This window comes from Caballeronia mineralivorans PML1(12), assembly GCF_001028175.1.
GTDB classification, from domain to species: domain Bacteria; phylum Pseudomonadota; class Gammaproteobacteria; order Burkholderiales; family Burkholderiaceae; genus Caballeronia; species Caballeronia mineralivorans.
This window is the reverse complement of the sequence record NZ_AEJF01000147.1, coordinates 1-12,338: the sequence shown is the minus strand read 5'-3', so window position 1 is coordinate 12,338 and position 12,338 is coordinate 1. Positions and strand designations below refer to the sequence as shown.

Genomic DNA, 12,338 nt, shown 5'->3' with positions numbered 1-12,338 from the left:
TAAGCCGACGCGCTCAGCGCGCAACAGCTCGCTGCTGCGAAATGCGTCCATTTCATTGCCATCTCCAATCTTCTATTTGTGTTTCTATTGATCGAGGTCGTGCCGGCGTCAGCCGTCTGGTCGGCTGACGCAGAAGGATTGCTAACCGGACGCCAACACGCAATGCACTTTATAGCACCACAAACAAGACTTAAAGTGCGTGTTAACGCTTACGCACGTAATTCTTGCTATGAAAATGCACTGAAATGCGTTGACATCCAGGTGTCCGAAAATAAGGGAACGCTTTGATCAGCTTGGGTTTCGCGTGAGATAATTGCGTCAAAGAAGGGGGATTGGCCTTGAGACATTTCGCCCGGAGTTGAGGCGATATATTGCGTTTTTAGGCATGGACTTTAACTAAGCAAACGCATAAAAATACATCCCTACGTGAGGCTACTTTACGGAGTGAGTAAGCGGTAGCTGCTAAGAAGCGAATGATCGGGTCCGACCGAGTGAACCGGCTGCCATCGTTCGACAGTCGGGCAGTCAACCGAACAAGGAACTGGCTCACCCACTAAAATCCATGCAATAGACGAGCTTTCCAAGGCGGGCATTTGACCGGGCATCAACAAGGTTTCATTCTGACGCGTCATTGGCGGGACACCTCCGATGGGACCGAGGTCGAATTCTGGCTGGCGACGGACAACGGTCCCCGCCATCTCCGCTTGCGTCCGCAAGATTCCGTGGCGTTCATTCCGGCCGAACAACGCGAGCGGGTCGAAACCATCTTGCAACGCGAGAAGCAGGTAGAACTCCGTCCACTGGATCTCGTCGACTTCAACCATCGCCCGGTGTTAGGCCTCTATAGCAAGCAATATCGGCAATTGACGGGGCTGGAAAGACGCTTGAAACAAGCAGGCGTCGATGTCTACGAAGCCGACGTCTTTCCGCCTGACCGCTACATGATGGAGCGCTTTATCACGGCGCCCGTCGCGTTCAGCGGTGAGCCCCATGGAGACGGGCCGCTTCTCAACAGCGAATTGAAACCCGCGCCGGGTTATCGCCCGAAGTTGAAACTGGTTTCGCTCGACATTGAAACCAGCGCCAGCACGGCGCTTTATTCGATTGCGCTCGAAGGCTGTGGCGAGCGTCAGGTTTATATGCTCGGACCGCCCAACGGTGACCATAGCAACATCGACTTCAAGCTTGAATACTGCGAAAGCCGGCCCAGTTTGCTGGAGAAGCTGAACGAATGGCTCGAGACGCATGATCCCGATGCGATCATCGGCTGGAACCTGGTTCAGTTCGATTTGCGCGTGTTGCAGGAACACTCGGAGCAGTACCAGATTCCGCTGCGACTAGGCCGCGGCGGGAGTGTCATGGAATGGCGGCAGCATGGTCTCACGCAAAACCACTTCTTCGCGGGTGCTGCGGGACGACTGCTTATCGATGGTATTGAGGCGCTCAGGTCAGCGACGTGGAGTTTCCCTTCATTCAGCCTCGAGCATGTCTCGCAGAGCGTGCTGGGTGAAGGCAAGGCCATCGATAATCCGTACCAGCGGATGGACGAAATTCAGCGGCGCTTCGATGAAGACAAGCCCGCCCTCGCCCGCTACAACCTCAAAGACTGCGAACTGGTCACGCGGATCTTTGCGAAAACGGAGTTGCTGCCTTTCTTGCTGGAACGCGCGACAGTCACGGGTCTGCCCGCGGATCGCAGCGGTGGATCGGTGGCTGCTTTTACGCATTTGTATATGCCCCGGATGCATCGGCAAGGCTTCGTTGCGCCCAATCTCGGCGATGTCGCCGGCGCGGCAAGTCCCGGTGGATTCGTGATGAACTCACGTCCGGGTCTTTACGACTCCGTCCTCGTCCTCGACTATAAAAGCCTCTATCCATCGATCATTCGCACCTTCCTGATCGATCCCGTTGGTCTCGTCGACGGCATGCGCCACCCCGACGATCAAGATTCAGTGCCGGGTTTTCTGGGGGCGCGTTTTTCGCGCACGCGTCATAGTTTGCCCGCCATCGTCGATCAGGTCTGGAAAGGTCGCGAAGAAGCCAAGCGCGAGCAAAACAAGCCGCTCTCGCAAGCACTGAAAATCATCATGAACGCGTTTTATGGCGTGTTGGGTTCCACCGGATGCCGATTCTTCGACCCTCGCCTGGCCTCGTCGATCACCATGCGCGGACATGAAATCATGCGCAAGACGCGTGAGTTGATCGAAGCCGAAGGATACGAAGTGATCTACGGCGACACGGATTCGACGTTCGTGTGGTTAAAGCAAGCTCGCAGCGAGGAAGATGCGGCGCGCATTGGCGGGGAGCTCGTCGAGCGGGTTAATTTATGGTGGCGACAGCATGTGCGCGAGCGCTTCGATCTGGAAAGCGCGCTTGAGCTGCAATTCGAACGGCACTATCGCCGGTTCTTCATGCCCACGATTCGCGGCGCCGAGGAAGGCAGCAAAAAGCGCTATGCGGGTCTTAGCCTTCTGCCTGACGGTAGCGAAGAGGTTGTCTATAAGGGACTTGAAACTGTTCGCAGCGACTGGACGCCGCTCGCGCAGCGGTTTCAGCGAGAACTCTACTTGCGAATCTTCAAAGGTGAGCCTTATCGGGATTACGTCCGCGACTACGTGCGGCGCACGCTGAGTGGCGAATACGACGAGTTGCTTGTGTACAGAAAGCGCCTTCGCCGGCCACTGGATGCTTATGAGCGCAACGTGCCGCCGCATGTGCGCGCCGCACGCATTGCCGATGAATTCAACCGCGAGCGCGGACGGCCGCTGCAGTATCAGCGTGGCGGCTGGATCAGCTATGTGATGACCAGCGCGGGTCCGGAACCGCTTGAAACCTGGCAGTCGGCCATTGACTACGATCATTATTTGACGCGCCAGTTGCAGCCTATCGCCGACGCCATCTTGCCGCTTCTGCGGACCGAATTCCAGACGCTGGTTTCGGGCCAGCACGAGTTGTTTTAGCCGCGAGGATATCCACAGATTCTGTTGGCAAGGCTGTGGACAAGTCCTGGGGAATCGTGGCAACGCTTTGATTTGGTTGGGACTTGGCCGCGTGCATTGTTATGAACGATGCGGACCCTGCAACGCTACGCCGCTCCCCATTTTCTAAACCCCAAGCGCGGTTTCCGCCGCTCCTGCCAGCGCGAGAATCAGCCCGTCTTGGCCATGAAACCCGCAGACGCTAAGACCCACGGGCGCATCCCCTTCTCGATGACAAGGCAGGGAAACCGCACACCCATCGAGGAAATTCACGATGCTCGGATTGCGCAACACCAGCGCGTTGGCGGCGGCGAACGCAATGTCATCGGCTTCTAGCGTAACAATCAGAGGCGGCACGATAGGTACGGTCGGCATGACAAACGCATCGAATCCTGCAAAGAACTGCTGAGCCGCCGCGATGGCCGCGCGCCGTGCCGCCAGCAGGTCAAGATAATCCGCCGCCGATGCCGACTCGCCGCGCCGAATCCGCGCCAGCACGCGCCGGTCGTATACATGAGCTTGCCCATCGAGCCGTGAGCGATGCGCGGCAAAAGCTTCGATCGGCGAGAAGCCGAACGTGTTGATGGAGGCAAGCGCATCGAGGGGTGCGAAGCGGACCTCAGTCAACAAAGCACCCGCTCTAGCGAGCTTGTCCAACGCCGCTTCATAGGTTCGCGCGACATCCGGTTCGATATCGTCCATCACATAGTTGCGCAGCACTGCGAGCCGCGCGCCCGCAAGCGGTCTTCGCGTGGCGAACGAGGTCCTCGACAGCACGCCGTCCACCATCGCACAGCACGCGACACTGGGCGCGATGGCGCCAACTACATCGAGCGTAGGCGACAGAGGCACGACGCCCTCAGTCGATACACGTCCCGCGCTCGGCTTAAAGCCCGTGAGCCCACAAAACGCAGCGGGAATACGCAACGATCCGCCCGTGTCGCTGCCAAGGCCTGCTGCCGCCAAACCATCGGCCACGGACGCAGCCGCCCCCGACGACGATCCGCCCGCCACATGCCGCTCGCTCCTGCGCCACGGCGATGCAGGCGTGCCGTAGTGAGGATTGAGGCCCAGTCCCGAGAATGCAAACTCGCTCATGTTGGTGCGCCCGATCAGCACGGCGCCGGCACGCCTTAGCCGGGCAACGGTATGGGCGTCGGTGCTGGCTGGAGGTGCATCGGCAAGAACACGGGAACCGGCGCGGGTCGGCTGGCCTTGTACATCGAAGAGATCCTTTACCGATATCGGCACGCCCGCGAGCGGCGAGAGACGCGTGCCGGCGCGACGCAGTGCATCGAGTGCATCGGCTTGACGGCGGGCACCGTCGGCATCGACGAAACAGAACGCAGCGCCGCCGTTGCCGCCGTCGGCAGCGATCCGTTCCAGAGCGGTTTCGGTGAGTTCGCGGCTGGTCGCGGCGCCGGTGTCGAGCATCGCGGCGAGGTCTGCAAGCGGAGTCTTGGGAGCGAAGAGCGTCATGGAGAATAACCAGTAAGAGTCAGGCAACGACCGGCAGCGATGCCACCGAATAACGATGTTTCAATGTACGTCCGAGCACCGGATCGTGAAGCTCGAGTTCGAAGGCATCGCCCGAAGACATCGCCGCGATCGCGCCGTGCACGGCGAGCGTGCCGCCAAACATCGCGCTCCTCGCGGGCAGTGCTGCCGCGCCTGAAAACCTGCGCCATAAGTCAGCCGGTTCGAGCAGGCCATTCACCGCACCCGATTGATAAAGGCGGCGCTCGCCATCGGCGCCCGTGAGCCACGAGCGCATGGTCAACCGATCCCAATGCGGCGCGACATCGGCATAAAGCCATGCATCGTTGCCGAGCGGTTTCGCGCACACTTGCTTCGATACCGCCACGCCATACGCCTCCACTTCGCGATCCGTATGATCCGAGCCGATAGCGACCAGCGTGCCGAGCGGACTATCGAGCAGCACGCATTCGACTTCGCCTCCCGAGTGCGCACCGAGCACGTCGATGGTGTCGTCCTGCGTGAGCAAGCCTGCCGCGAGACGATAGAAACATGGAGTCGCGGATGGCGGTGCTACGCCGAGTGCCGCGAGTTCATCGATATGCGCCTGGATCGCAGCAGGATCGCGCCCTGCCCAACCCGCGATCACCAGGTCGTTTATGTCGACGGTGGTCGATGCAGATGCTGCGTCGACGGGAAATACATTGAAGGAAAGCGTAGTCATTAGCGGGTGAAAGGTGGATGAACGCGGCGCGACAACGCGCCGAAAAAGCATGCAAAGCTTTAGTTTTCCAGCGGCCGACGCGCAGTCTCACGTGCGACGATCAGCGAGATGCCGGTAACAACCACCGCAAGCGCCACATACACCGACACCGCCAGCGTGCTGTTGTAGTGCTTGAACAGGCTCACGATGATGAGCGGTGCAAAGCCGCCGCCGAGAATCCCGGCGAGCGTATAAGCGAGCGACGATCCGGCATAACGCACGCGAGTGGGAAACTGTTCGGTCACGAACGCGGCTTGCGGACCGTACATCACTGCATGGATCACGAGCCCCACCACAACGGCAAGTACGATCTGCCAAGGCTGGGCACTATCGACGAGTACGAAAAACGCAAACGCCCACACCAGCGCGGCAAATGCACCGGCAAGATAGACCGGCCTGCGCCCGAAGCGATCCGACAGCGCGCCGAAGAACGGCACGCTCAACGCGTTGCACGCTGTGCCGAGAAGCACGGCGGTCAGTGCCGTCGTACGAGAGAGATGCAGCACGGTGGTCACATAGGTGAGCGTGAACACCACCAGCAGCGCGTACAGCACATCGGATCCGATCCGCGCACCGCCCGCCACCAGCAGACGCCGCCAGTGCTGCGTGAGCACTTCCACGACGGGTACCTTAGCCGTTGCATGGGCGTGGCTGAGTTGTTCGAACGCCGGCGTTTCATCGACTCCGCGACGCACCCACAGACCGAACACCACGAGCAACATGCTGGCGACGAAAGGCAGACGCCAGCCCCAGGCGAGGAAATCGTCGGGGGAGATCGCGAGCGTGATCAGCGCAATGAGACCCGTCCCGAGCAGCGTGCCGAACGATGGCCCGACCTGCGTCCACGAGGCGCTCAGCCCACGTTTGTTCTGGTCGCCATGTTCTATCGATAGCAATACGGCCCCTGCCCACTCGCCGCCCAGCGCGATGCCCTGCACGAAGCGCAGCGCGACGAGCAAAATCGGACTGTAGATGCCGATAGCCGCGTATGTGGGCAAAAAACCCATCAGCGCCGTGGTAATGCCCATCAGCACGAGCGTGAGCATCAATACGGCACGACGGCCGATGCGATCGCCAAGATTACCGAACACCACGCCGCCAAGCGGCCGCGAGATATAACCCACCGCATACGTCGAGAACGCGAGAATGGTGCCCGCGAGCGGATCGACGGACGGGAAAAACAGGCGGTTGAAAACAAGCGCGGCGAGTGTATTGTAGATCGTGAAGTCGTACCACTCCAGCGACGTGCCGACCATGCTCGCTGTTGCGAGACGGCCCCGTCCGACATGCGGAGAACCGAGCTCGGATTGCTGGGCAAGTGTGTTCATCGTGAACCTCGGGTGATGAAAGCGGGATGACGTGGGGTCAGGCCGAGATGCGCCAGAGCATCTGGAACGTATGGACTTCGGTACCGCCGGCGAGCTCAACGGCCAACGCACGGGTGGCGTCGGCGTCACTGCCTTCGATCAGCACGAGTGCATCGGCGGCGGGCCGTGCCGCTTCCTTCAATTCCTTCGATGCCGTCAGCGACACGGACAGCGCAGGCGCCGTGCAAAAAAGCCGTGCTGCGTGAATGCCGGGTTGACGCAGACCTGCTTCGAAGCGCGGCTTCAACAACGCGGCTTCAACGCGCTCGGGCGGCAGCACGAACAGCGCGAGATGAGCGCCTTCGCCGTCGCCCGTTTCGAGGGTCAGTTCGCCCACGCGCCGCTGCGTGTTTGTCATCCGCGCGAAGTTGGCGAACGACCACGGTGTTTGCTGGGTGAAAGCGCGCTGATAAGCGTCGCTGCGAAAGACGTCGAGCGACTCGGTCACGTAGAGCGCGAGATAGCGGCGCGGACCGCCGTCGTTGGCCTTGAAGCGCCTTGCGTAGCGAAAGCCGGGAATCGCGGCGCGTTCCTGCATGTGCTCGCGGTCGTACCACGCATTGAAATCGGCTTCCTGCGCCGGATCGGGGTCGGTATCCGTCCAGATGCAAAGCTGGCCTTGCGGCTGCGGTGTGCTCATCGATTGTTCCCTGGCGAAAGTGGATTCGTAATGGGAGCAGTGTCGCGAGCAGCGGGTACTTCGGTCCAACAAGAAAACAAATACGGCGCGAACAAGTTTCCTTATGACTTGCTTGCTGATAACTTACGCGGTCGGCTTGGCTTGCGCCCATTGGCTTCTATCGACGGTGTACGCGCGGCGCCGGTCTTCCTTGCGCCCCGTTTCGGCGCCGGTCCGCGCTTGGCCGGCGTCTTCGCAACGACGGCCGGTTCAGCCTGGAGCACCGTTTCGAATTCGCTTGCGGCCTGCCGCGCCAGATCCGCAATGCGTGCGGCAAGCGGGTGACTCTGCGCCCGGAAGGTGGCCACAAGCGGCAGCGGCGGGAACTCGGCGCTCACGTCGAGGACCTCGAGCGTGGCTTCGCGCAACTCGCGCTGGATAATCGCGGGCGGCAGCGCGGCGACGCCGAAACCATCGGCTACGAGCCGGATCATTGCCGCCACCGACGTGATGCAGTTGATCCGCGCGGGCCGCTCGACTGCCAGCGCGAACAGTTGTTCAAGCGTCGCGTGCGGGCCGGAATGGCGCGAGAAGCTGACGATGGGAAAGTCCGCGAGGTTAGCCAGATCGAGGGTCCGCCCCGAGAGCCCGAGCTTGGGACTTGCCACCCAGCGCACCGGGAATTCGCACAGCGGGAGATTCGTGAAGTCGGGGCCGGCGAGCGCGTCCGTTTGCAGGATCAATTCGATATCACCGGTGCGCAGCAGATTCGCGAGGTGGATCGTGGTGTCGCTCGTGACTTCTATTTCGAGCCGTGGATAACGCTCGCGCACCAGCGCCATGAGCGCCGGGAACCAGCTATGCACGATCGATTCGATCACCCCGATGCGGATCAACCCCGCGTCGGCGTCGGTGTCGTCGACTTCGCGACGCATTTCCTCGCCGAGGCGCACGATGCGCTCCGCATACGCCAGCATCTTGCGGCCGGCAGGCGTGAGCGTGGCACAGCGCGAATTGCGGTCGAACAGGCGGACATCGAAGCTCTCTTCAAGTGACGCGATGCGACTTGAGACCGCCGCCTGTGTCGTATGCAGTTTCTCCGCCGTGAGACGGAAGTTCTGGAGTTTGGCTAGCCAGACGAAGGTTTCGAGAAAGCGGATGTTCACGGCGAAGGTCGCAGATCGGGACGAAAGCGCATGGTAACGCGTCGTCGCGGGACGCCGTTTTTGCCGGTGCCGAATTTGGGACTCGTAGGCTGCGCGGGCAAGTCTTTTGTATATGCACCCCGCCCAATGCGTCTGACATATAAAGCTTTTTAAATTCCGAAACGAATCGAAACATTAATTCGATTATCAAATTTTCCGCATGGTCTGCCGCGCTTTGCGAAAGGGTATTGCTTGATATAAGCTACCCATCCAGGAAGCCATGTTCCTCACGACCGACTCGGCGATCAACTATCTGCAGACCAGCGGCGGATGGTCGATCGGTGCGGGCCCGAGTGTTGTAGTCGTGGATTCCGGTGCGGCCAGATCCTTGACATCGACTACGCTGAAATCGGACGTCTATGCATTCATTTATGGACAGCAAGGGCTGATGGCCGGGGTGGGAATTCAAGGCCAGAAAATTTCTAAGCTTGGTAAGTGAGCGACTGTTCATCCAGATGCCCTGCGTGTGGATCTTCTGATTTGCCGAACGTGCGCGTAGCTTGTATGCGTTGATGTTGCGAGTCGTCTCAGCGGTGGGCATGGACGCAAGGCCAGCGGCAAAACCTGCCAGATACGCACCCTTATACATCCGCACGTCGTAGGTGCCGAAGTTCGGCACCTTCTTGTAGCCGGTCGAGTGCAGGAACATCGAGTCGGTTCAGCAAAGAGGTATCCACTCCACAAGTTCCTCCCCGGCTATTTCTGCGGTTTGAACTTGACGAGCAAGCTCTGGTAGTCTCTGCATCTATCGTCCATATCTCGCCAAGCGCTTTGATTCATCAATGGCCTGACTCGATCTTCACTAACAGCACCTCAACGGCCCTGTGTAGCCCGGGTAAATCATTACGCCGTGTCCCACACTATATCGAGATCGACGTTGAAATAGCCGTGCGCCACGGCGTTAGGCATTTCGTATGAGTCGCCCCATGGCAACTCAGGATGCGCTTCAGCAAAGTCACGGTAGTGCTTGTCAACGTTGTTGCTCGCTTCACCAATAATTTCGATGTTACGAATCACGGCGTCGCATACAAGCTCATTCGCCTTGAACGCGGCCTTGTCCATGTTTGCCGTGTAGCGTCCAATGCGGTCAATTGCATCGAGAATGTGCTGCAGGTAGTCCGGCAGGCGTTGCTTGTCACGACTCATACCGGCACCGCCTCGGCAACCACAGCCTCACGAAATTTTTCAGGAAGTGCATTTGGAGTTAGCACGTCTACCGATACGCCGAGCAACTGTGCCAGTTGGCGCCGGATCGAACCGATAGTCAACAGGGTCATCCCTGGCTTCGGATCAACCAGGATATCGAGATCACTCTCTTCGGTATCCTCTCCGTGCAGCACGGAACCAAATACACGCGCGTTGACGGCGCGGTTGGCCTCTACAATAAGTCGGATTTCTGCGCGGTGCGCATTAAGTGCAACAGATGGCTTCATCGAACGAACTCCTAAACTGTTTTCCGGTCCAAAGGGCACCAAGGCAGTCAGACCACCTTACTGCGTGCTCTTCGTCCCATACGAAAATGCGTCGTGAAAATTCTGTCCATCACTTAAAAACGCCCCGAGTAATCCCTGCCTTCTATGGCGATGTTCAGCTTGTTCATTTCCTTTCCGTTATTTGACGAGTTTTAGTCCGGCAGTTTTGGCCGCTTTCGCATCGAATGTAGCCGTGTATTCGCACTGCGCATCGTGACACGCGCACTCGATCAGACAATCGGCAAAGTCGGCTAACGAACCTGCATACAACCGAAGTGCCTTCCAGACCGTTTCAGATGCCTCGACCATCAGCTCCTTTGTGCGCAGTAGCGTTTCAATAACTTGAGCTATCTCCTCGCGACGCGTGTCGTATGCCCTACCGAGCACCCAAACCACTTCGATCAACGCTACCTGCGTGACATAGCCCGGGCGTTCAGCCGTGAGAGACTCAATCAGCACGCTTGCCTTGCGCGACTGCGCTGGGTCATCCTGTGCGAAATAGCGAACCAACACATTAGTATCAAGGCCAATCATCGAGCCGATGCTCCCTGCTCGGCGATTGCCGCATTCATATCCTCAATCGAGACGGGTTTCGCTGGTTTGCGGATGATGCCCTTGAGCGCGGTCACCGAGCGGGTGGCAGGCACCACCTCGTAGCGCCCGGTTTCATCGTTGAGGATGAACTCGATACGGTCCCCGGTAGCCAGCCCAAGCTGGTTGCGCACGTCGACCGGAATCGTCACCTGACCCTTCGATGTTACGGTTGCAGATGCCATTTTACCTCCTCATTCCATTGTTCCTTACTTTATGGTAAGGCAAAAGGAAAGGCAAGTGCTTCCGGTACCACGTATCTCCCGAATCTCACCCCCCGGTTGCAGACAACGTCGGCAACAGCACGCGATAGACGTGGATACACGCGGGGCCGAGCAACACCGTAAGCAGCGCAGGGAAAAGGCAGAAAATCAGCGGGAACAACAGTTTCAGCGCGATCTTCGCGGCGCGCTCCTCGGCGCGCATCCTGCGGCGCGTGCGCAATGTATCGGACATGACCCGCAGCGACGCGCCGATGCTCGTGCCGAACCGTTCCGCCTGGATCAACATTGACGCGAACATATCGATGTCCTCGACACCGGTCCGTAGCGCGAGGTTGCGCAGCGCTTTTTCTTTCGTGAAGCCGGAGCGCATTTCGAGCAACATCAATTGCAGTTCACTGGCGACGGCCGGGCTGCTGATCGATATCTCATTGGCGACCCGCATCAGCGCGGCGTCCATACCCAGGCCCGCCTCGACACACACGATCAACAGATCCAGGGCATCCGGAAAGTCCTCGAGTATCCCGCGCTGGCGCCGTGCCCGGCGGCGCGTCAGCACGACATTCGGCGCGTAGTAGCCGATCGCCCCAAGCAGCGCCAGGATACTCATGCACAGCGCATACCGGTCGTCCACGAGGGGCGTGCGCAGCAACCACACCAGCCCGAGCAGCGGCAGCATCAACGCAAGGACCGTCTTCGCCGCGAAATAGATTGCAGCGGCCGCCGGGGTGCGCCAGCCGGCGTTCATCAGGCGCAGCCGTAACGGCGAATCTTCCCAGCCCTCCTTCGGAATGGAGAGCTGCGAAATCGGACGTGAGATGTCGGCAATCCTTTCGACCCACCCGGCGCCGGCCGACGAGGAGGGTTCTGGCGAGACCGACACCCCGCCCGCCTGTTCGATGCGGCGTTGCATGTCGCGTGGCGACAACCACCACATCAGCGCGACGACGGCGCCGAATACCGCCGCAAACAGGCTGGCCAGCAGCAGCGCATGGGTTGAATCGAGCATTTCCATTATCGTTCTCCAGTTCTTCTTGTGCGCAGCGGCCCCTCTTCACACACGGATCTGCACGATACGACGCATCCAAAGGACTCCGAATGTCATCGAGACAAGGATCATCTCGACGACTTTCAACCCCGCCGGGTCCTCCCACAGAACCGCAAGGAAGGTCGGGTTCATTACCTGCATTGCACCGGCGGCCGCGAACGGCAACAACCCGAGGATCCATGCGGATAGACGTCCTTCGGCCGACAGTACCCGCACCTTGTCGAATAAGTGCAGGCGCTCGCGCACCAGCGACGCAATGCTGTCCAATATCTCCGCGAGGTTGCCGCCGGTTTCCCGCTGGATCAGCACCGCTATCACGAAATAGCGCAGGTCGTGGACAGGGACACGCGTGGCAAGGCTCATCAGGGCGTCGTTCATCGTGACACCGTAGTTGAGTTCATCGAACACGATGCGGAATTCGCCGCCCATCGGCTCGGCAAACTCGTTGCCCACCATCCCGATTGCACTGGAGAACGAGTGCCCGGCGCGCAGCGCGCGGCTGATCATGTCGACCGCCTCGGGCAACTGGCGCTCGAGGACGCGCAAGCGCTTGCGGCGCTGGCGCAGGACCAGCAGCGTCGGGAAAGCGAGCGCGGCG

At 59.7% G+C, this 12,338-nt stretch carries 13 protein-coding genes and 1 pseudogene; 2 read left to right on the top strand and 12 right to left on the bottom strand.

The window, feature by feature from the left end; translation table 11 throughout:
• The first annotated feature begins 593 nt into the window (after positions 1-593).
• Positions 594-2,960: a DNA polymerase II gene (locus tag EOS_RS25095; RefSeq protein ID WP_047849431.1), complete on the top strand. Its 2,367-nt coding sequence runs from the start codon at positions 594-596 to the stop codon at positions 2,958-2,960.
• Between the two features lie 144 nt (positions 2,961-3,104).
• On the opposite strand, the gene EOS_RS25090 is transcribed toward EOS_RS25095, so the two are convergent.
• From EOS_RS25090 to EOS_RS25070, 5 genes are all read right to left on the bottom strand, one after another.
• A complete protein-coding gene (locus EOS_RS25090; protein ID WP_047849430.1) occupies positions 3,105-4,457 on the bottom strand; it encodes an amidase in 1,353 nt (450 codons plus the stop codon).
• A 19-nt stretch (positions 4,458-4,476) separates the two neighbouring features.
• Positions 4,477-5,178, bottom strand: a complete 702-nt coding sequence (locus EOS_RS25085; RefSeq protein ID WP_047894886.1) for a DUF2848 domain-containing protein — start codon at positions 5,176-5,178, stop codon at positions 4,477-4,479.
• A 59-nt stretch (positions 5,179-5,237) separates the two neighbouring features.
• Entirely contained in the window at positions 5,238-6,545 is a 1,308-nt protein-coding gene (locus EOS_RS25080; protein ID WP_047849429.1) for an MFS transporter, read from the bottom strand.
• A gap of 37 nt (positions 6,546-6,582) precedes the next feature.
• Positions 6,583-7,224 carry a DUF4286 family protein gene (locus EOS_RS25075; RefSeq protein ID WP_047849428.1) on the bottom strand — a complete coding sequence of 214 codons (642 nt, stop codon included), beginning with the start codon at positions 7,222-7,224 and terminating at the stop codon, positions 6,583-6,585.
• Between the two features lie 101 nt (positions 7,225-7,325).
• Positions 7,326-8,369 carry a LysR family transcriptional regulator gene (locus EOS_RS25070; protein ID WP_047849427.1) on the bottom strand — a complete coding sequence of 348 codons (1,044 nt, stop codon included), beginning with the start codon at positions 8,367-8,369 and terminating at the stop codon, positions 7,326-7,328.
• A 259-nt stretch (positions 8,370-8,628) separates the two neighbouring features.
• Between EOS_RS25070 and EOS_RS25065 the strand changes: the two genes are divergently transcribed.
• A complete protein-coding gene (locus EOS_RS25065) occupies positions 8,629-8,847 on the top strand; it encodes a lipid-binding SYLF domain-containing protein (RefSeq protein WP_200908703.1) in 219 nt (72 codons plus the stop codon).
• Between the two features lie 3 nt (positions 8,848-8,850).
• Here EOS_RS25065 and EOS_RS48285 read toward each other — a convergent pair.
• The 7 genes and pseudogenes from EOS_RS48285 to EOS_RS25035 all read right to left on the bottom strand — a co-directional run.
• Positions 8,851-9,063 (bottom strand): annotated as a pseudogene (locus EOS_RS48285) (BMP family ABC transporter substrate-binding protein); the annotation flags it as partial.
• A gap of 188 nt (positions 9,064-9,251) precedes the next feature.
• Positions 9,252-9,554, bottom strand: coding sequence for a HepT-like ribonuclease domain-containing protein (locus tag EOS_RS25060; protein WP_235442960.1), 303 nt, complete (start codon positions 9,552-9,554; stop codon positions 9,252-9,254).
• A complete protein-coding gene (locus EOS_RS25055) occupies positions 9,551-9,841 on the bottom strand; it encodes a nucleotidyltransferase family protein (RefSeq protein ID WP_047849426.1) in 291 nt (96 codons plus the stop codon). The genes EOS_RS25060 and EOS_RS25055 overlap by 4 nt, the downstream gene beginning before the upstream one ends.
• A 177-nt stretch (positions 9,842-10,018) precedes the next feature.
• On the bottom strand, positions 10,019-10,414 hold the full coding sequence (locus EOS_RS25050) for a PIN domain-containing protein (protein ID WP_047849425.1): 396 nt from the start codon (positions 10,412-10,414) through the stop codon (positions 10,019-10,021).
• Entirely contained in the window at positions 10,411-10,656 is a 246-nt protein-coding gene (locus tag EOS_RS25045) for an AbrB/MazE/SpoVT family DNA-binding domain-containing protein (RefSeq protein ID WP_047849424.1), read from the bottom strand. The genes EOS_RS25050 and EOS_RS25045 overlap by 4 nt, the downstream gene beginning before the upstream one ends.
• A gap of 85 nt (positions 10,657-10,741) precedes the next feature.
• Positions 10,742-11,707: a type II secretion system F family protein gene (locus EOS_RS25040; RefSeq protein ID WP_047849423.1), complete on the bottom strand. Its 966-nt coding sequence runs from the start codon at positions 11,705-11,707 to the stop codon at positions 10,742-10,744.
• A gap of 39 nt (positions 11,708-11,746) precedes the next feature.
• The coding region (locus EOS_RS25035; RefSeq protein ID WP_047849422.1) for a type II secretion system F family protein at positions 11,747-12,338 on the bottom strand (592 nt) is incomplete at its 5' end.